This is a genomic window from Streptomyces sp. NPDC037242 (genome assembly GCF_055604165.1).
The window spans coordinates 118126-141406 of sequence record NZ_JBVJUY010000011.1 but is presented as its reverse complement, the minus strand read 5'-3'; the positions used below and the strand labels follow the sequence as shown (position 1 = coordinate 141406).

23 protein-coding genes are annotated in these 23281 nt (G+C 73.3%); 12 read left to right on the top strand and 11 right to left on the bottom strand.

All coding sequences use genetic code 11. The annotated features are described in order from the left end of the window. Positions 1-11 precede the first annotated feature (11 nt). From ACZ7GJ_RS15745 to ACZ7GJ_RS15725, 5 genes are all read left to right on the top strand, one after another. Entirely contained in the window at positions 12-632 is a 621-nt protein-coding gene (locus tag ACZ7GJ_RS15745; protein WP_470752154.1) for a TetR/AcrR family transcriptional regulator, read from the top strand. A 160-nt stretch (positions 633-792) separates the two neighbouring features. After that, complete coding sequence (locus ACZ7GJ_RS15740) at positions 793-3045, top strand: molybdopterin oxidoreductase family protein (RefSeq protein ID WP_470752052.1); 2253 nt, start codon at positions 793-795, stop codon at positions 3043-3045. 73 nt (positions 3046-3118) lie between these two features. After that, positions 3119-4513, top strand: coding sequence for a CitMHS family transporter (locus ACZ7GJ_RS15735; protein ID WP_470752050.1), 1395 nt, complete (start codon positions 3119-3121; stop codon positions 4511-4513). A gap of 123 nt (positions 4514-4636) precedes the next feature. Continuing rightward, complete coding sequence (locus tag ACZ7GJ_RS15730) at positions 4637-6049, top strand: aldehyde dehydrogenase family protein (RefSeq protein ID WP_470752049.1); 1413 nt, start codon at positions 4637-4639, stop codon at positions 6047-6049. Between the two features lie 17 nt (positions 6050-6066). After that, on the top strand, positions 6067-7146 hold the full coding sequence (locus tag ACZ7GJ_RS15725) for a Zn-dependent alcohol dehydrogenase (protein ID WP_470752048.1): 1080 nt from the start codon (positions 6067-6069) through the stop codon (positions 7144-7146). A gap of 53 nt (positions 7147-7199) precedes the next feature. Here ACZ7GJ_RS15725 and ACZ7GJ_RS15720 read toward each other — a convergent pair whose 3' ends face one another. Next, a complete protein-coding gene (locus tag ACZ7GJ_RS15720) occupies positions 7200-7841 on the bottom strand; it encodes a TetR/AcrR family transcriptional regulator (RefSeq protein WP_470752046.1) in 642 nt (213 codons plus the stop codon). An 88-nt stretch (positions 7842-7929) separates the two neighbouring features. Here ACZ7GJ_RS15720 and ACZ7GJ_RS15715 point away from each other — a divergent pair, with 88 nt between their 5' ends. The 3 genes from ACZ7GJ_RS15715 to ACZ7GJ_RS15705 are packed head-to-tail and all read left to right on the top strand — an operon-like array spanning position 7930 to position 10141. Next, complete coding sequence (locus ACZ7GJ_RS15715) at positions 7930-9081, top strand: acyl-CoA dehydrogenase family protein (RefSeq protein ID WP_470752045.1); 1152 nt, start codon at positions 7930-7932, stop codon at positions 9079-9081. Between the two features lie 59 nt (positions 9082-9140). Next, on the top strand, positions 9141-9446 hold the full coding sequence (locus tag ACZ7GJ_RS15710) for a YiaA/YiaB family inner membrane protein (RefSeq protein ID WP_470752043.1): 306 nt from the start codon (positions 9141-9143) through the stop codon (positions 9444-9446). A 59-nt stretch (positions 9447-9505) separates the two neighbouring features. Then, entirely contained in the window at positions 9506-10141 is a 636-nt protein-coding gene (locus ACZ7GJ_RS15705) for a TetR/AcrR family transcriptional regulator (RefSeq protein ID WP_470752042.1), read from the top strand. Here ACZ7GJ_RS15705 and ACZ7GJ_RS15700 read toward each other — a convergent pair. Then, a complete protein-coding gene (locus ACZ7GJ_RS15700) occupies positions 10132-10593 on the bottom strand; it encodes a MaoC family dehydratase (protein ID WP_470752039.1) in 462 nt (153 codons plus the stop codon). The two genes, ACZ7GJ_RS15705 and ACZ7GJ_RS15700, sit on opposite strands and share 10 nt — an antisense overlap. Before the next feature lie 98 nt (positions 10594-10691). Between ACZ7GJ_RS15700 and soxR the strand changes: the two genes are divergently transcribed. Continuing rightward, on the top strand, positions 10692-11135 hold the full coding sequence (gene soxR / locus ACZ7GJ_RS15695; protein ID WP_470752037.1) for a redox-sensitive transcriptional activator SoxR: 444 nt from the start codon (positions 10692-10694) through the stop codon (positions 11133-11135). Here the strand turns inward: soxR and ACZ7GJ_RS15690 are convergent. The 4 genes from ACZ7GJ_RS15690 to ACZ7GJ_RS15675 all read right to left on the bottom strand — a co-directional run bounded on the left by ACZ7GJ_RS15690 (position 11116) and on the right by ACZ7GJ_RS15675 (position 15470). Beyond that, complete coding sequence (locus ACZ7GJ_RS15690) at positions 11116-11916, bottom strand: 3-keto-5-aminohexanoate cleavage protein (RefSeq protein WP_470752035.1); 801 nt, start codon at positions 11914-11916, stop codon at positions 11116-11118. The two genes, soxR and ACZ7GJ_RS15690, sit on opposite strands and share 20 nt — an antisense overlap. Next, on the bottom strand, positions 11913-12560 hold the full coding sequence (locus ACZ7GJ_RS15685; protein ID WP_470752033.1) for a hypothetical protein: 648 nt from the start codon (positions 12558-12560) through the stop codon (positions 11913-11915). The genes ACZ7GJ_RS15690 and ACZ7GJ_RS15685 overlap by 4 nt, the downstream gene beginning before the upstream one ends. A gap of 127 nt (positions 12561-12687) precedes the next feature. Continuing rightward, entirely contained in the window at positions 12688-13935 is a 1248-nt protein-coding gene (locus ACZ7GJ_RS15680; RefSeq protein ID WP_470752153.1) for a serine-threonine protein kinase, read from the bottom strand. A 269-nt stretch (positions 13936-14204) separates the two neighbouring features. Further along, on the bottom strand, positions 14205-15470 hold the full coding sequence (locus ACZ7GJ_RS15675) for an exo-beta-N-acetylmuramidase NamZ family protein (protein ID WP_470752031.1): 1266 nt from the start codon (positions 15468-15470) through the stop codon (positions 14205-14207). Positions 15471-15559: 89 nt separating this feature from the next. Between ACZ7GJ_RS15675 and ACZ7GJ_RS15670 the strand changes: the two genes are divergently transcribed. The 3 genes from ACZ7GJ_RS15670 (at position 15560) to ACZ7GJ_RS15660 (ending at position 18681) form a co-directional block, all read left to right on the top strand. Further along, on the top strand, positions 15560-16324 hold the full coding sequence (locus ACZ7GJ_RS15670) for an SDR family oxidoreductase (protein WP_470752030.1): 765 nt from the start codon (positions 15560-15562) through the stop codon (positions 16322-16324). Further along, on the top strand, positions 16309-18009 hold the full coding sequence (locus tag ACZ7GJ_RS15665) for a class I adenylate-forming enzyme family protein (RefSeq protein WP_470752029.1): 1701 nt from the start codon (positions 16309-16311) through the stop codon (positions 18007-18009). The genes ACZ7GJ_RS15670 and ACZ7GJ_RS15665 overlap by 16 nt, the downstream gene beginning before the upstream one ends. 66 nt (positions 18010-18075) lie before the next feature. After that, on the top strand, positions 18076-18681 hold the full coding sequence (locus tag ACZ7GJ_RS15660; RefSeq protein ID WP_470752028.1) for a TetR/AcrR family transcriptional regulator: 606 nt from the start codon (positions 18076-18078) through the stop codon (positions 18679-18681). Between the two features lie 23 nt (positions 18682-18704). On the opposite strand, the gene ACZ7GJ_RS15655 is transcribed toward ACZ7GJ_RS15660, so the two are convergent. The 5 genes from ACZ7GJ_RS15655 to ACZ7GJ_RS15635 all read right to left on the bottom strand — a co-directional run bounded on the left by ACZ7GJ_RS15655 (position 18705) and on the right by ACZ7GJ_RS15635 (position 23188). Further along, on the bottom strand, positions 18705-19337 hold the full coding sequence (locus ACZ7GJ_RS15655; protein ID WP_470752026.1) for an acetate uptake transporter: 633 nt from the start codon (positions 19335-19337) through the stop codon (positions 18705-18707). A 104-nt stretch (positions 19338-19441) separates the two neighbouring features. Then, entirely contained in the window at positions 19442-20656 is a 1215-nt protein-coding gene (locus ACZ7GJ_RS15650; protein WP_470752024.1) for an acyl-CoA dehydrogenase family protein, read from the bottom strand. Between the two features lie 11 nt (positions 20657-20667). Then, complete coding sequence (locus tag ACZ7GJ_RS15645) at positions 20668-21735, bottom strand: phosphotransferase family protein (RefSeq protein ID WP_470752023.1); 1068 nt, start codon at positions 21733-21735, stop codon at positions 20668-20670. Positions 21736-21864: 129 nt separating this feature from the next. Further along, on the bottom strand, positions 21865-22776 hold the full coding sequence (locus tag ACZ7GJ_RS15640) for an MBL fold metallo-hydrolase (protein ID WP_470752022.1): 912 nt from the start codon (positions 22774-22776) through the stop codon (positions 21865-21867). A gap of 115 nt (positions 22777-22891) precedes the next feature. After that, on the bottom strand, positions 22892-23188 hold the full coding sequence (locus ACZ7GJ_RS15635; RefSeq protein ID WP_470752020.1) for a hypothetical protein: 297 nt from the start codon (positions 23186-23188) through the stop codon (positions 22892-22894). Positions 23189-23281 lie beyond the last annotated feature (93 nt).

Sequence of the window (23281 nt, the reverse complement as noted above, 5' to 3'; positions counted from 1 at the left end):
GGAGCGGCATGATGGACTACGTGCCCCCAGACCACCCCCTGCGCCGCGCGCCGATCCAGCAACGCAGCGCCGACCGGCTCGCCCGGATCCTCGACGCCTGTGCGGAGCTCCTGGACGAGACCGGGTACGAGCACCTCAGCACCCGGGCCGTGGCCCTGCGCGCGGGCGTGCCGATCGGCTCGGTGTACCGGTTCTTCGGCAATAAGCGGGCCATGGCCATAGCTCTGGCCCACCGCAACCTCGACCACTACGCCGAGGGCATCGCGGACCGGCTCGCCGACCTCCCGGGCACCGACTGGCGGCCCGTCGTGGACGCCGTGCTGGACGAGTACCTGGCCATGAAGCGCACCGTCCCCGGCTTCGCACTGGTCGACTTCGGAGTCCCCGCGCCGCCCGCCGAGGGCCCGGCCTCCGACCCCAATCATCTGGTCGCGGGCCGCCTCACCGAACTCCTCAGCGCGCACCTCGGCCTCAGCCCGGACGCGGCCCTGGAGCGGGCCGTCCTGGTCGCCGTCGAGGCCACCGACGCGCTGATCCAGCTGGCCTTCCGCAACGACCCGGACGGCGACCCCGACATCGTCACCGAGACCCGCGTGATGATGCAGGCCTACCTGTCCCGCGTCCTGGACTGACCCGCCGCACCAGCCCCTGCGCCCGCACCGGCCCGCACCGCGCTACCCGGACCCCCGGCCCGGGCAGTTCGTGCCGCAGGGGGCTCCCCGGCATGCGTACTGGTCGGTATGCTCGGGGCGCCCGCGTGTTCGTGCCGCTGCCTGCCGCCCAGGAGGGCCCATGCCCCGCACCGCCCTGCGCATATGCCCCCTGTGTGAAGCCACCTGCGGTCTCACCCTCACCATCGAAGGCACCACCGTCACCGGCGCCCGCGGCGACCGGGAGGACGTCTTCAGCCAGGGGTTCATCTGCCCCAAGGGTGCCGCCTTCGGTGCGCTCGACGCCGATCCGGACCGGCTGCGCACCCCACTCGTACGCCGGGACGGCCGCCTGCGCGAAGCGACCTGGGAGGAGGCCTACGAGGCCATCGCCGCGGCCGTAGCCGCCCTCGTGCGGGAGCACGGGTCCCAGTCGGTCGGCGTCGTCCTCGGCAACCCGAACACCCACACCATGGCCGGCCACCTCTACCCGCCGCTGCTCCTCAAGGCCCTCGGCACGCGCAACCTGTTCACCGCCAGCACCCTCGACCAGATGCCCAAGCACGTCTCCAGCGGGCTGCTCTTCGGCGACCCCTTCGCCATCCCGGTGCCCGACCTCGACCGCACCGACTTCCTGCTGCTCCTCGGTGCCAACCCGGTCGAATCCAACGGCTCCCTGTGCACCGCCCCAGACTTCCCCGGCCGGCTCAAGGCCCTGCGCGCCCGCGGCGGCACGCTCGTCGTCGTAGACCCGCGCCGCACCCGCACCGCCAAGCTGGCCGACCGCCACCTCGCGCCGCGCCCGGGCAGCGACGCGCTGCTGCTGGCCGCCCTCGCGCACACCCTGATCGAGGAACGGCTCGCCGACCCCGCGGAACTGCGCGAACAGGCCGAGGGATTCGGGGAACTCGCCGAAGCACTGGAGAGTTTCACTCCTGAGGCCGTCGCCCCCGCCTGCGACCTCACGGCCGCCGAGATCCGCGATCTCGCCCGCGAACTCGCGGCCGCGCCGACCGCCGCCGTCTACGGGCGGATCGGCAGCTGCACCGTGGAGTACGGCACGCTCGCGAGCTGGCTCGTGGACGTACTGAACATCCTCACCGGCAATCTCGACCGGCCGGGCGGGGCCCTCTTCCCGCTCCCCGCGGCCGGCCCGCGGCCCCGTACCGCGGGACCCGGCAAGGGCTTCAACCTCGGCCGCTGGCACAGCCGGGTCAGCGGACACCCCGAGGCCAAGGCCGAACTCCCCATCGCCGCCCTGGCAGAGGAGATCGAGACCCCGGGGGCGGGGCGGATCCGCGCCCTGATCTCCATCGCGGCGAACCCCGTGCTGTCCGCCCCCGACGGACAACGCCTCGACGCGGCCTTGGCCGGGCTCGACTTCATGGTCAGCGTCGACCCGTACCTCAACGAGACCTCGCGCCACGCCCACGTCGTGCTGCCCCCGCCGCCGCCCTCGCAGAGCGCGCACCACGACTTCTCCTTCAACGCCTTCGCCATCCGCAACCAGGTGCGCTACACCCGCCCCGCCGTGCCCCTGGACGCGGGCCGGCTCGACGAGTGCGAGATACACGCCCGCCTCGTGCTCGCCGTCTCCGGCATGCACGGCACCGCGGGCCCCGCTGCCGTGGACGAACTCGCCATCCAGGCCGCCCTCGGCAAGGAGACCGCCGATCCGGGCTCGCCGCTGCACGGCCAGGACCCGGCGCGCCTCGCCGGGCTCCTGACGGGCGAGAGCGGCCCGGAGCGCCGCCTCGACCTGATGCTCCGACTGGGGCCGTACGGAGACCGGTTCGGCGCGGGCGAGGGCCTGGGCGAGGGCGCCGACGAGCAGGGGCTCAGCCTGGAGCGGCTGCTCGCCCAGCCGCACGGCATCGACCTGGGCCCGCTGCGGTCCCGGCTCCCGGGCGTGCTCAGGACCCGCAGCGGCAGGATCGAGCTGCTGCCGGAGCCGATCGCGGCCGAGCTCCCCAGACTGCGCGCGGCGCTCGCCGACCGCCCCGCCGCGCTGGTGCTCGTGGGCCGCCGCCATCTGCGCTCCAACAACAGCTGGTTGCACAACGTCCCGGCCCTGGTCGGAGGTTCCAACCGGTGCACCCTTCAGGTCCATCCGGCGGACGCGGGGCGGCTCGGCCTCGCCGACGGCGGCCGCGCCAGGGTCACCGCCGACGGCGGCAGCCTGGAGGTCCCCGTGGAGATCACGGACGCCGTCCGCACCGGAGTGGTGAGCCTTCCGCACGGCTGGGGCCACGACCGGGAAGGGGTCCGGCTCTCGGTGGCCGCCGCCTCGCCCGGGGTCAACGTCAACCAGCTCCTCGACGGCACCCTGCTCGACCCGCTCTCCGGCACGGCGGTGCTCAACGGATTCCCCGTCGTTCTGACACCCATGCCCTGAGCTGGGGTTTTGCTCGTATTGCTCACGCGCATACGTCTTGTTGACGCCAGGAGGCGACACCTACGTTCCCTGCATGCTGACCTTCCTCGGATTCGCCATGATCGCGACCTTCCTGGTCCTGATCATGATGAAGAAACTGTCGCCCATCGCGGCGCTCGTCCTCATCCCCGCGCTCTTCTGCGTGTTCGCCGGGCGGGGTGCGCACCTGGGCGACTACGTCATCGAAGGCGTCGGCAAACTCGCGCCGACCGCCGCCATGCTGATGTTCGCCATCGTCTACTTCGGCGTGATGATCGACGTCGGTCTCTTCGACCCGGTCGTGCGCGGCATCCTGCGGTTCTGCAAGGCCGACCCGATGCGGGTCGTGGTCGGCACCGCCGTCCTCGCCGCCATCGTCTCGCTCGACGGCGACGGCTCGACCACGTTCATGATCACCGTCTCCGCGATGTACCCGCTCTACAAGCGGCTCGGCATGAGCCTCGTGGTCATGACGGGCGTGGCCGCCACCGCCAACGGCGTGATGAACACCCTGCCCTGGGGCGGCCCCACGGCGCGCGCCGCCACCGCCCTCAAGCTCGACGCGGCCGACATCTTCGTACCGATGATCCCGGCCCTCGCGGCCGGCCTGCTCTTCGTCTTCGTCCTCGCCTACGTCCTCGGGCTCAAGGAACGCCGCCGCGTCGGCACCCTCGTACTCCCGGTGGACGCCGAGCCCGAGCTGGTCACCGCCGGAGGAGGCACCGCTGCCCCCACCGCCACCGCCACCGCCACCGCCACCGCCACCGCCACCGGCCCCGCCCCCTCCACCGGCCCCGACGGTGACGGCTTCCAGGGCCTCGGCCCGCACCGCTCCACCCTGCGCCCGCGGCTCTACTGGTTCAACGCCGCCCTCACCGTGACCCTCCTCACCGCGATGATCATGGAGCTGCTCCCCATCCCGGTGCTCTTCCTGCTCGGCGCCGCCCTCGCCCTCACCGTCAACTTCCCCCACATGCCCGACCAGAAGGCCCGGATCGCCGCCCACGCCGACAACGTCCTGAACGTCGCCGGCATGGTCTTCGCCGCGGCCGTCTTCACCGGCGTCCTCACCGGCACCGGCATGGTCAAGCACATGGCCGACTGGCTCGTCGGCGCCGTCCCCGACGCCATGGGCCCGCACATGGCCCTCGTCACCGGCCTGCTGAGCCTGCCCCTCACCTACTTCATGTCCAACGACGGCTTCTACTTCGGCGTCCTGCCCGTCCTCGCCGAGGCGGGCGCCGCGCACGGCGTCTCCCCGCTGGAGATCGCCCGCGCCTCCCTGGTCGGCCAGGCCCTGCACATGTCCAGCCCGCTGGTTCCGGCCGTCTACGTGCTCGTCGGCATGGCCAAGGTCGAGTTCGGCGACCACACCCGCTTCACGGTGAAATGGGCGGCGCTGACCTCTCTGGTCGTCCTCGCGGCAGGGATGCTTTTCGGCATCATCTGAGCCCGGCGGCCTCTGGCGGCCGCAAAACTACCGGCGCTAATTTGTAGGGTGTTCGCGAGGTCCGGGTGATACGGGCCGGTCCGTGCCAGGTCCACGCGCTCGCGCGTGCTCGGGAGGAGTGCCATGAAGGCCCACGACGGGATGTACATCGGCGGCGAGTGGCGGCCCGCCGCCGGACGCGACCGCATCGAGGTCGTGAACCCGGCCGACGAGCAGGTCATCGCCGGGGTCCCGGCCGGCAGCGCCGACGACGTCGACGCGGCCGTACGGGCCGCCCGTGCGGCCCTGCCCGGCTGGGCGGCCACGGCTCCGGCCGAGCGGGCCGCCCTGATCGGGGCCCTGCGCGACGTACTGGTCGCCCGCAAGAGCGAGATCGCCGAGACGGTCACCGCCGAGCTGGGATCCCCGCTGGGATTCTCGGAGATGGTCCACGTCGGGGCGCCGATCGCGGTGGCCTCCTCGTTCGCCGAGCTCGGGGCCTCGTACGCCTTCGAGGAGCGGATCGGGAACTCGACCGTGCTGCTGGAACCGGTCGGCGTGGTCGGAGCCATCACGCCCTGGAACTACCCGCTGCACCAGATCGTTGCAAAGGTGGCGCCCGCTCTCGCCGCCGGCTGCACCCTCGTCCTCAAGCCGGCCGAGGACACCCCGCTGACCGCACAGCTCTTCGCCGAAGCCGTGCACGAGGCGGGGATCCCGGCCGGTGTCTTCAACCTGGTGACCGGCACGGGCCCGGTCGCCGGCCAGGCGCTGGCCGCCCATGAGGGAGTCGACCTGGTCTCCTTCACCGGCTCCACCGCGGTCGGCAGGCAGATCGGCGCCACGGCCGGCGCCGCCGTGAAGCGAGTCGCCCTCGAACTGGGTGGCAAATCAGCCAATGTCATCCTGCCCGGCGCCGACCTCGCCAAGGCCGTCGCGGCAGGCGTGGGCCACGTCATGAACAACTCCGGCCAGAGCTGCAACGCGCTCACCCGCATGCTCGTCCACCGGGACCAGTACGAGGAGGCCGTCGCGCTCGCGGCCGCCGCCGTCGCCAAGTATCCCACCGGCGACCCGCGGGACCCGGGCACCCGACTCGGCCCGGTGATCAACGCCAAGCAGCGCGACCGCGTGCGCGGCTTCATCGCCAAGGGCGTCGAGGAGGGCGCGCGCCTCGTCGCGGGCGGCCCCGAGGCGCCGCACGAGCACGGGTACTTCATCGCCCCGACCGTGTTCGCCGACGTCACACCCGAGATGACCATCGCCCAGGAGGAGATCTTCGGCCCCGTGCTGTCGATCCTCCCGTACGAGGACCAGGACGAGGCCCTGCGCATCGCCAACGGCACCGTGTACGGGCTCGGCGGAGCCGTCTGGGCGGCCGACGAGGAGACGGCCGTGGCCTTCGCCCGCCGCATGGACACCGGCCAGGTGGACATCAACGGCGGCCGGTTCAACCCGCTCGCGCCCTTCGGCGGCTACAAGCAGTCGGGCGTCGGCCGCGAACTGGGCCCGCACGGTCTGGCCGAGTACCTCCAGACCAAGTCCCTGCAGTTCTGAAGAGGGAGACGACGACCATGGTCCGCGCCGCCATCCTGCCCGCCGTCGGAGCTCCGCTGGAGATACGGGAGATCGTGCTGCCCGACCCCGGCCCCGGGCAGGTCCGCGTCCGGCTCGCAGCCGCCGGGGTCTGCCACTCCGACCTCTCCCTCACCAACGGCACCATGCGCGTCCCCGTGCCCGCCGTCCTCGGCCACGAGGGCGCGGGCACGGTGCTGGCCGTGGGCGCGGGGGTCACGCACGTCGCCCCCGGCGACGGGGTCGTGCTCAACTGGGCCCCGTCCTGCGGGGAGTGCCACCACTGCTCGATCGGCGAGGTCTGGCTCTGCGCCAAGGCCCTCACCGGCGTCGGCGCCGTCCACGCGCACGACGCGCAGGGCACCGAACTGCACCCCGGGCTGAACGTCGCCGCCTTCGCCGAGGAGACCGTCGTCGCGGCGAACTGCGTCCTGCCCGCCCCCGCCGGGATCCCGCTGGCGGAAGCCGCCCTGCTCGGCTGCGCCGTCCTGACCGGCTACGGGGCCGTCCACCACAGCGCCCAGGTCCGCCCGGGCGAGTCGGTGGCCGTCTTCGGCGTCGGCGGAGTGGGCCTGGCCGCCCTCCAGGCCGCCCGGATCGCGACGGCGGGCCCGATCGTCGCCGTGGACGTCTCCCCGGCCAAGGAGGAACTGGCCCGAGCGGCCGGGGCCACCGAGTTCGTGCTCGCCTGCGACACCACCGCCAAGCAGATCCGCGCCCTCACCGGCGGCCGGGGCGCGGACGTCGCCATCGAGTGCGTGGGCCGGGCCGAGACCATCCGCGGGGCCTGGGAGTCCACCCGCCGCGGCGGCCGCACCACGGTCGTCGGCATCGGCGGCAAGGAGCAGCAGGTCGCCTTCCACGCGTTGGAGATCTTCCACTTCGCCCGCACCCTCACCGGCTGTGTCTACGGCAACAGCGATCCGGCCCGCGACCTCCCGGTGATCGCCGAGCACGTCCGCGCCGGCCGTCTCGACCTCGGTGCCATGGTCACCGACCGCATCACCCTCGACGGGATACCGGCGGCCTTCGACGCCATGCTCGCAGGCAAGGGCGGCCGCTCGCTGGTCGTCTTCTGAGCGGCCGCTTCTGAGCGGCGGCTTCTCAGCAGCCGCTCCGCCGGGCGCCGCCGTCAGGCGGTGTCCGGCAACGCCGCGTACTGGAGCGCCAGTCCGTCCAGCAGGGCCGCAAGTCCCGTTTCGAAGGCCCCCTCGTCCACCTCCCGGCGGCGCTCCGCCAGGAGGTGGGCCTGGCCCAGGTGCGGGTAGTCCGACGGGTCGTATGCCGTCTCGTCGTCCACGAAACCCCCGGCGAACGAGGCCACCGCCGAGCCCAGGATGAAGTACCGCATCAGCGCGCCGATCCGGGTCGCCTGCGCGGGCGGCCACCCGGCCGCCGTCATCGCGCCGAACACCGCGTCCGCCACCCGCAGTCCGGCCGGCCGCCGACCCGGCCCGCGCGCCAGTACGGGCACGATGTTCGGGTGGTCGGCCAGGGCGTCCCGGTACGAGTGCGCCCAGTCGTGCAGTGCGGTCCGCCAATCCCCGGCGCCGTCGAACATCGACAAGTCGACCCGGGCGCTCACCGCGTCGGCAACCGCCTCCAGGATCTCGTCCTTGGTGCGGAAGTGGTTGTACAGCGAGGGTCCGCTGACCCCCAGTGCGGCGGCGAGCCGCCGCGTCGACACCGCCTCCAGCCCCTCCGCGTCCACGAGCGAACCCGCCGCCTCGACGATGCGGTCTCTGCTGAGGAGGGGCTTGCGCGGTCTGGCCATGCGCCACATAGTAGGGCCTGCCCGCCATAAACTACCGGTGCTAGTTAACCGCGCCGGACCCGACCCGACCCCGCCCCGGAGGTGCCCGGTGAACCTGGAGCTGAGCGAGGAGCAGAGCGCCGTACGGCAGCTGGCCCGCGAGTTCACCGAGCGCGAGGTCGCCCCGTACGCAGCCGAGTGGGACCGCGCAGAGAGCGTGGACCGGGCGATCGTGAAGAAGCTCGGGGACCTCGGCTTCCTCGGCCTGACCGTCCCCGAGGAGTACGGCGGCTCCGGCGGCGACCACCTCGCCTACGTCCTGGTCAACGAGGAGCTCGGCCGCGGCGACTCCGCCGTGCGCGGGATCGTGTCCGTCTCCCTCGGCCTGGTCGCCAAGACCATCGCCGCCTGGGGCGCCGAGGAGCAGAAGCGGGACTGGCTGCCCCGCCTGTGCTCCGGCGAGGCGCTCGGCTGCTTCGGCCTCACCGAGCCCGGCACCGGTTCCGACGCGGGCAGCCTCACCACCCGGGCCGTGCGCGACGGGGACTCGTACGTCATCAGCGGCAGCAAGATGTTCATCACCAACGGCACCTGGGCCGACGTGGTGCTGCTCTTCGCCCGCACCGGCGGCGAGCCCGGCCACCGCGGCGTCTCCGCCTTCCTCGTCCCCGCCGACGCCCCCGGCCTGACCCGCCGCGAGATCCACGGGAAGCTCGGCCTGCGCGGCCAGGCCACCGCCGAACTCGCCCTCGACGGGGTCCGGGTCCCCGCCTCCGCGATGCTCGGCCCCGAGGGCAAGGGCTTCTCGGTGGCCATGTCCGCGCTGGCCAAGGGCCGGATGTCGGTCGCCGCGGGCTGCGTCGGCATCGCGCAGGCGGCGCTCGACGCGGCCGTCTCGTACGCGGGGCAGCGCGAGCAGTTCGGCAAGCCCATCGCCCACCACCAGCTGGTGCAGGAGCTGATCGCGGACATCTCGGTCGACGTGGACGCCGCGCGGCTGCTCACCTGGCGCGTCGCCGACCTCATCGACCGCGGGCTGCCCTTCGCCACCGAGTCCTCGACCGCCAAGCTCTTCGCCTCCGAGGCCGCCGTGCGCGCCGCGAGCAACGCCCTCCAGGTGCACGGCGGGTACGGCTACATCGACGAGTACCCCGCGGGCAAACTCCTGCGCGACGCCCGGGTGATGACCCTGTACGAGGGCACGAGCCAGATCCAGAAGCTGCTCATCGGCCGCGCCCGCACCGGGGTTTCCGCGTTCTGAGTACGTACGTGAGTACGTGCGCGGATGTGACCCGGCACACCCCGCCGGATGCTGGGGCCATGAACGAGACACAGGTCAAGCAGCAGAACACGGGGGCGTACTACGGCCAGGCGGTCGCCTCCTTCGGCATCGCCCTCGGTGCGGTGGCCCTGGGGATCTACAACCTGGAGGCCGACGCCTGGGTGCGGGCCTTCCTCGGGATCGCGGTCCTGTACCTGACCACCTCGGCCTTCACCCTCGCCAAGGTGATCCGCGACCGTCAGGAGGTCACCCAGATCGTCAGCCGGGTCGACCAGGCCCGGATGGAGAAGATCATGACGGAGTACGACCCCTTCTCGCCGAAGCCCTCCCCGCAAGAGCGCTAAGCGCTTGCTCACCCTCCGGTAGTCTGTTCAGTCCTACAGGACGAAGAGGGTGAGTGGCGATGGACAGCGCGGAGGAGACGGCCGACGGCAGTCAGCCGTGGTCGCAGGTCACCCCCGACGCCGCGCGGCGGCTGCTCGTCGCCGCCGTCGACGCCTTCGCCGAGCGCGGGTACCACGCGACCACCACGCGTGACATCGCCGGGCGGGCCGGCATGAGCCCGGCCGCGCTCTACATCCACTACAAGACCAAGGAAGAACTGCTCCACCGGATCAGCCGGATCGGCCACGACAAGGCCCTGGAGATCCTGGAGACGGCGGCTTCCGGGTCCGGGAGCGCGGCCGAGCGCCTCGACGAGGCCGTTCGCTCCTTCGTGCGGTGGCACGCGGCACATCACACCACCGCGCGCGTGGTCCAGTACGAGCTCGATGCTCTCGGTCCGGAGCACCGCTCCGAAATCGTGGCACTGCGCCGGCAGAGCGACGCCGCCGTGCGCCGCATCATCGCCGACGGGGTCGAGGCGGGGGAGTTCGACGTCCCGAACGTGCCCGGCACCACCCTCGCCGTGCTGTCCCTGTGCATCGACGTGGCCCGCTGGTTCAACGTCGCCGGACAGCGCACGCCCGACGAGGTCGGCGCGCTCTACGCCGACCTCGTACTCCGCATGGTGGGCTCGCGCCCGGGCCCTCAGAAGTAGTACCGGGACACCGACTCCGCGACGCACACCGGCTTGTCGCCGCCCTCGATCTCGATCGTGACCGTGGCGGCCACCTGCACACCGCCGCCCGCCTCCGTCACCTCGGTGATCACCGCGGTGGCGCGCAGCCGCGAGCCCACCGGCACCGGAGCCGGGAAACGCACCTTGTTCGTGCCGTAGTTGATACCCATCTTCATGCCCTCGACCCGCATGATCTGCGGCACCAGGCTCGGCAGCAGCGACAGCGTGAGGTAGCCGTGCGCGATGGTGGAGCCGAAGGGTCCGTCCGCCGCCCGCTCCGGGTCCACATGGATCCACTGGTGGTCGCCGGTGGCGTCCGCGAAGAGGTCGATGCGCTTCTGGTCCACCTCGAGCCAGCCGCTCGGGCCGAGCGGCTCGCCGATCCCGGCGCGCAGTTCCTCGGCGGACGTGAAGATCCTCGGCTCGGCCATACCGGCTCCCTTTCCCAGACGAATAAGCGCTTGCTCAGCATGCTGGGGCCGCATGTATCTGTCAACGGACCCGATCGCGGCCGACTAGGCTCGGCGCTGTGCCGCAGATTCCCGAGAAAGTCCACGAACTGACCGTCGGCCAGCTGTCCGCCCGCAGCGGCGCGGCCGTCTCCGCGCTCCACTTCTACGAGACCAAGGGCCTGATCAGCAGCCGCCGCACCTCCGGCAACCAGCGCCGCTACACCCGCGACGCGCTGCGCCGGGTGGCCTTCGTACGCGCCGCCCAGCGCGTGGGCATCCCGCTCGCCAGCATCCGCGACGCCCTCGCCCAGCTCCCCGAGGGCCGCACCCCCAACCGCGAGGACTGGGCCAAGCTTTCCGAGGCCTGGCGCACCGAGCTCGATCAGCGCATCTCCCAGCTGGGGCGCCTGCGCGACCACTTGACGGACTGCATCGCCTGCGGCTGCCTCTCGCTGGAGAACTGCGCGCTGTCCAACCCCGACGACGCCTTCGGCGCCCGCCTCACCGGCTCGCGCCTTTAGTGCTGGCCACCGCTGCCGTCTCCGCGCGGGCCGCCGCGACCAGTTCGGCGTTGGATCGCGCCGAGCGCCCGTCCGGCAGGTGCAGGACGTCGCCCACGCCGGTCCGCGCGTCCCTCCCGTACCGCGCGGCCATCCGTAGGACCGGCCAGGCGGCCTCCTCCCGCCCGTACAGCAGCACCGCCACCGGGGGCAGCCACCGCATCCCCCACACCAGCGCCGGGTCGTCGGCCGCCAGTTCGACGGCGAGGCGGACCGGGGCGTGGGTCCGTACCGGCGCGTGAGTCGGTACGGGCGCGTGGCTGCGTACCGGCGCGTGGCTGCGTACCGGCCAGGCCAGGAAGCGCGCCAGCGGCTCCTGCCCGGCCTCCCCGCCCAGCGGAACCACCGCGTCCACCGCGACCCCCCGCGCCAGCAGGGCCTCCGCAAGCTCCCGCGCCCCCGGCTCCGCGAACCGCACCTCCGCCCGGTCGGGCAGCACCGTCCAGGACCGGACCCGCGCGAGGCGCTCCGCCGGATCGGGCTCGGCGGCGATGCTCGCGGCCACGCAGAGCGGTACCCCGCACCCCGCACCCCGCAGTGCCTCAAGCACCGGCCCCACCACCCGCGCCGAAAGGCTCTCCCGCCCGCACGGGGTCCTGGGGTGCACCAGCACCTCGCCGGCCCCGGCGGCGACCGCCCCGAGCGCCGACTCCACCAGATCCTCGGGGGACATCGGCACGGCCGCCCCGTCGGCCGCGCCCCGCGCCCCGTTCAGCGACACCAGCAGCCGCGGCACGCTCACGCGGCGGCCCCCGCCCCCGAGCCCGCCCCGGCCGAGCCGCCCAGAGCCGAGCCGCCCAGAGCCGACTCGCCCAGAGCCGACTCGGCCAGCGCCGGCCTCGGCACGACGATCCCGCAGCCCGCGCACAACGGCCCGTCCCAGGCCCACGCGCCCGCCCAGGGCCCGCCCCCGGCCCCCGCGGCCGACGGCCAGTGCAACTCCTGCTCCCCGCACACCGGGCACGCCGTCCCCGGCGTCGACTCCAGTGCGGCCACCAGTCTTCGCAGCACGTCGCCCAGTGTCCCCTCCGGCCGCACCCCCGGATCCGCGCACCGCACGACCGCGTCCCCGCTCCCGCCCCACGCCCACTCCGGCCGGCGCAGCCCGTGGTGCTTCTCCCGCCGGCGCCGCTCCGCGAACTGGCGCTCGTACTCCAGCCAGACCGCCCGCGCCTCCTCCAGTTCCTCCAGCGCGGCGACCAGCCGCTGCGGATCGGCCGCCCGGTCCTCAGGGGCGATCCCGTGCCGGTCGCACAGGTGCCACCAGGTCGCCCGGTGCCCGTAGGGGGCGAACCGCTCCAGGCAGCGACGCAGCGAATGGCGCCGCAGGGCGCGGTCGTTGCGCGCATCGCGCACCTGGTAGGCCAGACTCCGGAAACCTGCCATCACACCTTCACCTCCGCCATGCGCCGCGCCCGCGCTTCATCGCGTACCTTGATGTGCCCAACATGCCCTGCCGGGTGTGGGCGCATGCGGGGGCGGTCGAGGCGTGCGGGTGGCACATGGCCGGAATTCAGCGCCCCATGCGCCCCGCGGCAACCACCACCCGGGCCAGCTCCTCGTGGCAGATATCGCTGTGCGCCCCCGAGGGCGCGCCGCCCCGCCGGACGACCGAGCCCGCGTCCACACTGACGCATCCGGCCGTCGGCAGCCCCTCGCGCAGCACCGCGTCCAAGGTCAGCCGCGGCGCGCCCGGCACCGCCTGGACCCCGTCGTGTCCGATCGCGCCCCACCGCTCGTCGAAGCCGAGGAGTCCGGCCGAATCACCCGCCATCCGGGAGGCCAGCGGGTAGAAGACCTTGAGCGCCGAGTCGTGCGGGGAATGGCAGGCGGCCACCGGTCCGTCGACCTTGCCCTGGAGCCCGCGCAGGGCGCCGCCTCGGCCTCTGGCGTGGGGCAGGCTGTCGGCGAACGCGTAGTGGGAGAAGGCGCCTTGGAGCAGGGTCAGGGACTTCACGTTCCGGATCCCGTCCGGCACCGCGCGCAGCGAGAAGGACACCACCCGGGCGCCGAAGCTGTGCCCGACGAGATGGATCCGCAGCGCCGGACGGTGGCCGGCCAGCTCGGCGAGCACCGGGCCGAGACCGCGCTCGCCGACCACCCCCGCGCGCGCCTTCATCTGGTAGTACGTCGCCTGGCGCAGCAGCTCCTTGGCGCCGTTCCACAGTTTCCGCAGGCCCCCGCCGACCGAGAACCCCGGTACGGAGGGGCCCTCGGGCAGTGCCGCGCCGGCCTCGGCCAGGGCCTCGGTGAGGGCCCGGCACACCTCCAGGACATCGGCGGTGAAGATCATCGGCACGGCCGGGGCGATGGCCGTGGCGACCGAGTCCACCCCGGCCAGCTCCCGTACCAGGGCGCCGAACTCGGTGAAGGCCGCCTCCGACTCCGGCTGCTCCTCCAGCAGTTCGGCGACCCGGTCCAGCTCGGCCTGCCGGCGCGGCCAGAAGGCCCCGAGCGCCTCCCGGGTACGGGGGTCCAGGGCCGGACCGTAGCCCGGCTCCGCGAGTGCGCCCGGGGCGTCGAAGTCGGGTATCGGCTCGTCGGAGAAGCGGATCGAGGGCCACACGACCCCCACGTACCCCAGTCGCACCCCTGAGCCCACCAGTCCCGGGAAGGGGGCGAAGAACCGGTCGAAGAGCCGGGTCGCGGTGGACGGGTCGGTGTTCCAGCCGTGCGCGAAGACCAGCAGATCGGTGGCCTCGATGCGCGAGAGCGCCTCCTGCGCGCCCCGGTCCGGGTCGCCGTCGGCGTCGAAGACCAGCTCCGCGTACGGCCCGACGCCGAGGGCCGCCCCGCCGACCGCATGCGCACCCGCATGCGCACGCCCCCCAGGCGCACTCGCACCCGTGCCCGTGCCCGTACCCGTACTCGTACCGATGTCCGCCACGACGTCCCCCTCCGCGCTCACGCGTACGCCTCCAGCGGAGCCAGCATCCTGCGGCCGCGCCCGCCCGGCCAGACCCGCGGCACGGTCAGTCGCAGCCCCGGCCGCGGACCCGCCCCCGACCCCGCCGGCGACCCGCCGCGGACTCAGTACAAGAGGTACCGCCCCCGCACCGCCTCGAAGCGCGCCAGCTCCGCCGCCCAGTCGCCCGCGATCTCCTCCACCCCGGCCCCCGCGTCCACCATCCGCCGCACCCGGTCCGAGCCCGTCAGCCGGTCGATCCACTGGTCCGCGCGCCAGCCGAAGCCGCTCCACGCGCGCCGCGCGGTGACCAGCAGGCCGATCCCGGCCCGTACCGGGTCGAAGGCCTCCCGGTCGTGCACGATGAGCCGGACCCCGCCGCACACCTTCCCGGCGTACTTGGAGAAGGACGGCGTGAAGTACGCCTCCCGGAACCACACCCCGCCCAGCCCCAGCCCGTTCGCCGCCTCCGCCCACCGCCGGTCGAGGCCCTCCGCGCCCAGCACCTCGAACGGCGTGGTCGTCCCGCGCCCCTCGGACAGGTTGGTCCCCTCGAACAGGCAGGTCCCGGCGTACGCGAGGGCCGTGTCCGGCGTCGGCATGTTCGGGCTCGGCGGCACCCAGGGCAGCCCGGTCGCCCCGAAGAACGACTCCCGCCGCCAGCCGGACATCCGCACCACCCGGAGCCGGGGCGGGCTCGCGGCCAGGAACTCCCCCTTGAAGAGCAGGGCCAGCTCGCCCGCCGTCATCCCGTGGGCGAGCGCGATGGGCTCCCGGCCCACGAAGCTCGCGTACGGGCGCTGCAGCACCGGCCCCGCGGCCCGCCGCCCGCCCGCCGGGTTCGGCCGGTCGAGGACCACCACCGCCTTGCCGGCCAGGGCGGCCGCGCGCATGCAGTCGTAGAGGGTCCAGATGTAGGTGTAGAAGCGGGCCCCGACGTCCTGGATGTCGAAGACGACGGTGTCGACACCGGCCGCCATGAACACGTCCGCGAGCCGCTGCCCGCTCTTGTCGTACGTGTCGTACACGGGCAGCCCGGTCGCCGGGTCCCGGCCCGCGCCCTCCGAGCCGCCCGCCTGCGCGGTCCCGCGGAAGCCGTGCTCGGGCCCGAACACCGCGACCAGGTCCACCCGCGGGTCCGCGTGCAGTACGTCGACGATGTGGCGGGCGTCGGCGGTGATCCCGGTGGGGTTGGTGACCACCCCGACCTTCTGTCCGGCGAGCACGCGGTACCCGTCCGCGGCGAGCTGCTCGAACCCGGTCCGCACCCGCTCCGCGGCCGCCACCGCCCCTTCCGCGGCCGCCACCGCCCGGGGTGCGGCGGCCCCGGCCGCCCCCGCGGCCCCCACCGCACCCGCCAGCCCCAGCAACCCCCGTCGCGACAGAGTCATCCCGCCACGCTAGGCGCGGGACCCCTTCCACCCGCACATACCGACCGGTTAGTCTGCCGGGCATCAGTCGGCGGTGAAAGGTGAATCCCGTGAGCGCGTTCCAGGACCAGCGAGTCGTCGTCACCGGCGCGGGAGGCGGCATCGGCGCCGCCCTCGCCCACCGCTTCGCCGCCGAGGGCGCCACGGTCGTGGTCAACGACCTCGACCCCGCAAAGGCCGCCGCCGTCGCGGACGCGATCGGCGCCCGGGCCGTCGCGGTGCCCGGCGACGCCTCGGCGATCGTGGCCGAGGCCCGCGCGGCCCTGGGCGGCACGGTCGACGTCTACTGCGCCAACGCCGGACTCGCCTCCGGCGGCGACGCGTTCGCGGACGAGTCCGTCTGGGAGGCCGCCTGGGACACCAACGTCATGGCCCACGTGCGCGCGGCCAGGCTGCTGCTGCCGGACTGGCTGGAGCGGGGGAGCGGCCGCTTCGTGTCCACCGTCTCGGCCGCCGGGCTGCTGACCATGATCGGAGCGGCGCCGTACAGTGTCACCAAGCACGGCGCGCTGGCCTTCGCGGAATGGCTCTCGCTGACCTACCGCCACCGCGGTGTCAAGGTCCACGCCATCTGCCCGCAGGGAGTGCGCACCGACATGCTCACCGCCGCGGGCTCGGCGGGCGAGCTGGTCCTCGCGCCGACCGCGATCGAGCCCGAAGCGGTCGCGTCCGCACTGTTCGACGGCATGGAGAAGGGCCGGTTCTTGATCCTCCCGCACCCCGAGGTCGCGGACTTCTACGCCGCCCGCGCGACCGAGCCGGACCGCTGGCTGAGCGGCATGAACCACCTCCAGCAGAAATGGGAGTCGCGTTGACGCAAGGCCCCACCCCGCCCTCGCGGTACGCCGCCAAGCCCTGGGTGGCCCGGCTCAGCCCGGCCCAGCGGGCGCCGATCTCCCCGGCTCCCAGCGTGCTCCAGGCCTTCCGCGACGCCGTGGCCCGTGCCCCCGGGCGCACCGTGCTGGCCTACTTCGACGGCCGGATCGGCTACGCCGAGGCCGACGCGCTCTCCGACTCCGTCGCGGGCCACCTCGCCGCGCAGGGCATCGGCCGCGGCGACCGGGTCGCGGTCATGCTCCAGAACACCCCGTACTTCGTGCTCGCCGTCCTGGCCGCCTGGAAGGCCGGGGCGGTCGTCGTTCCGCTCAACCCGATGTACAAGTCGCTGGAGGTCGGGCACATCCTGCGCGACTCGGGCGCCGCCGCGCTGGTCTGCGAGCGCGGCGCCTGGTCGGCGCACCTCGCCGAGGCCGCCCGCGGGACGGGCGTACGGGTCACCCTGACCGCCTCGGACCGCGACTTCCAGACCCGCGACGACCCCCGCGTCTTCGGCGACCCCGCCGTGCCCCCGCCGGCCCCTCAGCCCGCGGGCCACAGCACCGCAGACCTCGGCGCCGTGGCCCGACTGGGCCACCCCGCCCCGCCGGACCCGGGGCTCACCGCCGCCGACACCGCCCTGATCAGCTACACCTCGGGGACCAGCGGCACCCCCAAGGGCGCCATGAACCCGCACGGCGCCCTGACCCACAACGCCGGCCGGCAGGTCGCCGGCCACCCCCTGCCCGAGGGCGCCGCCTACTTCGCGCTCGCCCCGCTCTTCCACATCACCGGCATGGTCTGCGAGCTCGCCACCTGCCTCACCAACGCCGGCACCCTCGTCCTCGCGAACCGCTTCGACGCGGGCGTCGTCCTCGACGCCTTCCTCGAACACCGCCCCGCCTACACCATCGGCCCGGCCACCGCCTTCATGGCCCTCGCCGCCCACCCCGCCGTCACCCCCGACCACTTCTCCTCGTTCCAGGTCGTCTCCTCCGGCGGGGCCCCGCTCCCGCCCGCCCTCGTGGAACGCCTGCGCGCCGCCTTCGGCTTCTACCTGCGCAACGGCTACGGCCTCACCGAGTGCACCGCCCCCTGTGCCTCGGTCCCCGTGCACCGCGAGGCGCCCGTCGACCCCGCCTCCGGCACCCTCTCGGTGGGCCTGCCCGGCGCCGACACCCTCGTACGGATCCTGGACGAGCGCGGCGCAGAGGTGCCCTTCGGTGAGACCGGCGAGATAGCCGTCCGCGGCCCGCAGGTGGTTCCCGGCTACTGGGGCCTGCCGGCCGACACCGCCAAGGCCTTCCCGGACGGCGAACTGCGCACCGGGGACGTCGGGTTCATGGACCCGGACGGCTGGCTCTACGTCGTGGACCGCAAGAAGGACATGATCAACGCCTCCGGGTTCAAGGTCTGGCCGCGCGAGGTGGAGGACGTGCTCTACACCCACCCCGCCGTCCGCGAGGCGGCCGTGGTCGGGGTCCCGGACCCGTACCGCGGCGAGAGCGTGAAGGCCTACGTCAGCCTGCGCCCCGGGACCACGGCCGACCCGGCGGAACTGTCCGCGTACTGCGCCGCGCGCATCGCCGCGTACAAATACCCGCGCCAGGTCGAGATCCTGCCTGTCCTTCCGAAGACGACCAGTGGCAAGATCCTGCGACGGGAACTGCGCGAGCGCGGCTGAAAACGGCCGTACGGCCGCACAGCGTCACGCAGGAACGTCCGCAAGAAGGAAGGGAAGGCGAGCGCCATGGCCGCCAAGACCACGGAAACCGAAGCCGCGCACGAGGCGCCGGTACCGCAGCGACTGCTGGCCGTCGCCACCAGGCTGTTCGCCGAGCGCGGCTACGACCGCACCTCGGTCCAGGAGATCGTCGAGGCGGCCGGAGTCACCAAGGGAGCGCTCTACCACTACTTCGGCTCCAAGGACGACCTGCTGCACGAGGTGTACGCACGCATGCTGCGCCTTCAGCAGCAGCGGCTGGACGCGGTGGCCGAATCCGATGCCCCCGTCGAGGACCGGCTGCGCGCCGCGGCCGCCGACGTGGTCGTCACGACCATCGAGAACCTCGACGACGCGATGATCTTCTTCCGGTCGATGCACCAGCTGAGCCCGGAGAAGTTCAAGCAGGTACGGGCGGAGCGCCGGCGCTACCACGAGCGGTTCCGGGCACTGGTCGAGGAGGGCCAGCGCACGGGCGTCTTCTCCACGGCCACTCCGGCCGACCTGGTGGTGGACTACCACTTCGGGTCGGTCCACCACCTGTCCACCTGGTACCGGGAGGACGGCCCGCTCACGCCGCAGCAGGTCGCCGACCACCTCGCGGACCTGCTGCTGCGGGCACTGCGCCCGTAGCGGGCGCCGGGTGGTCGGGGGCCTCAGCCCAGCGGAAGGACCTTGCGGCCCCAGGTCTCCTGCGCCACGACGGCGAAGGAGATGTACCACGCGATGCCCGCGCACAGCAGGCCGAGGAAGCCGCCGGTGTGGGTCAGGCCGGTGGTCTCGGCCAGGTCGCCGAGCGCGAGGAAGAGGAAGGTCAGCGCCAGCACGATGAACAGCGCCCGGTGCGCGAGGTCGAGGCGCAGCGCGGCGACGGACATGTACGCGGTGAAGATGAACCAGGCCACGAGGAACCAGCCGGTGGCGACGTGCGCCTGGTCGGCGGGCAGGGTGGGGACGACGAACTTCACGTAGCCCGCGAAGGACATCCAGAACGCGCCGTACGAGACGAACGCGGTGGTCCCGAAGGTGTTGCCGCGGCGGAACTCCAGGATGCCCGCGACGAACTGCGCGAGGCCGCCGTAGAAGAGGGCCAGCGGCAGTACGACCGCGCTGAGGGCCGCGTTCGAGATCAGCCCCGAGTTGAAGAGGCTGAGCACGAAGGTGGTGAGGGCGAACGCGGCCAGGCCGAGCGGGCCGGGGTTGGCCGTCCTTCCCGCGGCGGCGGTGGCGGCGGTGGTGACCGCGGGGGTGACGGCGGTGGCGGGCGGGGCCAGGGTGGAGCTGGGCATGGCGGTACGCACTTTCAGTGGGGGGAGAAGCCGAATATATCGGACCTTTCGGGGTGGTTTAGACCACCCCGAAAGTTCGCCCGACCCCCTGCCCGGAGTGCGCGTCAGCGGTAGCGCTTCAGCTCCCGGTGCGCCAGCGAGCGCTGGTGCACCTCGTCCGGCCCGTCCGCCAGCCGCAGCGTCCGCGCCGCCGCCCACAGCTCGGCCAGCGGGAAGTCCTGGCTGACCCCGCCCGCGCCGTGCAGCTGCACCGCGTCGTCCAGGATCCGTACGACCGCCCGCGGGGTCGCGATCTTGATGGCCTGGATCTCGGTGTGCGCCCCCCGGTTGCCGACCGTGTCCATCAGCCAGGCCGTCTTGAGCACCAGCAGCCGCAGCTGCTCGACGGTGACCCGGGCGTCCGCGATCCAGTTCTGTACGACGCCCTGCGCGGCCAGCTCCTTGCCGAAGGCGGTACGTCCGACCGCGCGGCGGCACATCAGCTCGATGGCCCGCTCCGCCATGCCGATCAGCCGCATGCAGTGGTGGATCCGGCCCGGCCCGAGGCGGGCCTGGGCGATGGCGAAGCCCGCGCCCTCCTCTGCGATCAGGTTCCCCGCCGGGACCCGGGCGCCGTCGAAGACCACCTCGGCGTGGCCGCCGTGGTCGTGGTCCTCGTACCCGTACACGGTCATCGCCCGGCGCACCTCCACGCCCGGGGTGTCGCGGGGGACCAGGATCATCGACTGCTGGCGGCGCGGGTCGGGGCCGTCCGGGTCGGTCTTGCCCATGACGATGAAGATCCGGCAGTCCGGGTTCATGGCCCCGGAGATGAACCACTTGCGTCCGGTGACCACGTACTCGTCGCCGACGCGCTCGATCCGCGTCTCGATGTTCGTCGCGTCCGAGGAGGCCACCTCGGGCTCGGTCATCGCGAAGGCGGAGCGGATCTCGCCCGCCAGCAGCGGATGCAGCCACTGCTTCTTCTGCTCCTCGCTCGCGAACTGGGCGAGGAGCTCCATGTTCCCCGTGTCCGGGGCCGCGCAGTTGGTCGCCATCGGCGCCAGGTGCGGGCTGCGGCCGGTGATCTCGGCCAGCGGGGCGTACTGGAGGTTGGTCAGCCCGGCGCCGTACTCGGCATCGGGCAGGAAGAGGTTCCACAGGCCCTGACGGCGCGCTTCGGCCTTCAGTTCACCGAAGACGGCCGGGGTGTCCCAGGGTGAGGCCAGCCGCGCGCGCTGCTCGGCGGCGACGGGTTCCGCCGGGTAGACGTACTCCTCCATGAACGCGAGGAGGCGCTCGCGGAGTTCCTCGGTCCGGGCGTCGAATGCGAAGTCCATGGGTGCGTGCCTCAGCCTTCCTGGAGGTCCTTGAGGGTGGTCAGTCCGTGCTCGATGAAGACCGGCACCAGCTCGCCGATCCGGTCGAAGCCGGCTCCGACGGTCTGCCCGAGCGTGTACCGGTAGTGGATGCCTTCGAGGATCACCGCGAGCTTGAACCAGGCGAAGGCCGTGTACCAGGCGATGGCTCCGGTGTCCCGGCCGGAGCGGGCGGCGTACCGCTCGACGAGCTCGGCGGGCGTCGGATGGCCGGGCGCCCCGCTCGTCGTACTGACCGGGGAGTCGGTAAGGCCCAGGTCGGAGCTGTACATCACCAGCAGCCCGAGGTCCGTCAGCGGATCGCCGAGCGTGGACATCTCCCAGTCCAGCACCGCGCGGATGGTGTCGGTGCCCGACGGGGATCGGCCGATCAGCACGTTGTCCAGCCGGAAGTCCCCGTGCACCACAGTGGCGGCGGGGGAGTCGGGCAGCGTGCGGCCGAGCGCGCCGTGCAGCTCGTCGATGCCCGCCAGCTCCCGGCCCCGGGAGGCGGCGAGCTGCTTGCCCCAGCGGCGCAGCTGCCGGTCGAGGAAGCCCTCGGGACGGCCGAAGTCGCCCAGGCCCACCGCCTGCGGGTCCACCGCGTGCAGCTCGACCAGCGTGTCCACCAGGCTCAGCACGGCCCGCCGGGTGCGCTCGGGGCCGAGGGCCGCGAGCTGGCCGGCCGTCCGGTACGGCACCCCGTCCACGTACTCCATGACGTAGAACGGCGCCCCGAGGACCGCCTCGTCCTCGCAGAGCAGCACAGGCTCGGGCACCGGCACGGCGGTCGGGTGCAGCGCCGCGATGACCCGGTGCTCGCGCCGCATGTCGTGCGCGGTGGCCAGTACGTGGCCGAGCGGCGGCCGGCGCACCACCCAGCGGGCGGTCCCGTCGGTGATCTCGTACGTGAGGTTCGAGCGGCCGCCCTCGATCAGCCGGCCGCTCAGCGCCCCGCCCACGAGTCCCGGCCGCGCGGCGTCGAGATGGCCGCGCAGCCGCTCCAGATCCAGGCCCCGCGGACCGGTCGGTGCCGAGGCCGAAGCTGAGGCTGAGGTCATGGCGGGCGCCTCCGTACTGAGTCGATGGTGTCGTGAGCCATCATGCCGACCAGTCGGTATGCCGTCCAGAGTGCGGGCCGAAAGAACTCTTCCGGCCCGCCCGGCCGCCGGCCCCCCGCCGCCCTCTCGTCAGGCGTGGCAGAGGATCGGCGTCCCGCCGTTCATCACCGTCATGTCCCGCAGCACCGCCAGGATGTCCAGCGCAGCGCCCTCCGGCTCCCCGGCGAGCTCCGAGTACGCCCGGTGGACGTTGGCCACCAGCCGCTCGCTCTCCCGCCAGGCGGCGAACTCGCCGAGGTCGGCCTGTCGCGCGACCTCCAGCGGGGTCAGCCCCTTCGCCCGGCCCTCCCGGGCGAGGGCGTCCACGTACCGCAGGTAGCGCTCGGTGGACTCGTACGCCGAGGGATCGGTCAGCGGCCCGTGCCCCGGTACGACGGTCTGCGCGCCCAGCGAGCGCAGCAGCTCCAGTGCCCGCAGGGACCCGGACAGCGAACCCATCGCGAGGAACGGCGTGCCCTCGGCGAAGACCAGGTCGCCGGTGAACACGACCTGCTGGCGCGGGAGCCACACGACCGAGTCCCCGGTGGTGTGCGCCGTGCCGGGGTGGATGACCTGCACCTCCGTCTCGCCGACGTGCAGGGTCATCCGGTCGCTGTAGGTGAGGGTGGGTGCGGTGATCTCTATCGCCCCGAAGTCGGTGGCGGGCCAGATCATCTCCAGCTGGTGCCCGGCGGCGAGCTGCTCGGCCCGCGCGTTGTCGTGGCCGAGGACCAGCGCCTCGGGGGCGAACACGCCGTTGCCGTAGGTGTGGTCGCCGTGGTGGTGGGTGTTGACCACCGTGCGGGGCGGTGCCGCCCCGGCCGCGAGGACCGCGTCGCGCAGCGCCAGGGCGCGCCGCTCGGTGGCGGCGGTGTCGACGAGCAGCGTGCGGCCCCCGTCGCTGACGAAGCCGGCGTTGTTGAGGCACCAGCCGCCGTCCGGCTGGACGTAGGCGTGGACCCCGGCCGCGGGCTGGACGAGGTACGGGTCGCCGATGGTCATTCGCGCTCTCCCCGGGTCGCTTTGACGGACGCTCGGCATCCTGCCAGCCGCGGCGACGCCGGGGGAGGAGGGGTGGGCGCGGGGGAGGGAGGGGTGGGCGGGGGAGAGCGGCGGCTCAGTGGTCGTCGTAGTGGCCGTCGTGCGCGGCGTGCCGGTGCCCGTCGTGCACGTAGTCGACGTGGTCGCCGTGCCGGACCGCCTCGTGCCCGCAGTCCGCGCCGTGCGTGTGCTCGTGGCCCTCGTGGGCCGAGTGCCCGGAGGGCTCGCACTCGTCCCAGTGGCCCGAGTGCTCGCGGTGCAGGTGGCCGTCGTGCGCGTAGTCGATGTGATCGCCGTGTTCGACCCGGGTGTGACCGCAGTCCGGGCCGTGCGCGTGCGCGTGCGTGGGGTGTTCGTGGTGCAGGGTCGTCATGGCGCCGAGGCTAGTGCGGATTGCCCCGCATCGCCCGTTGTGCCCGCCCCGTGTTCCCGCCGTTTCCCCGGGGCGCACGCAAGCCGGACCATC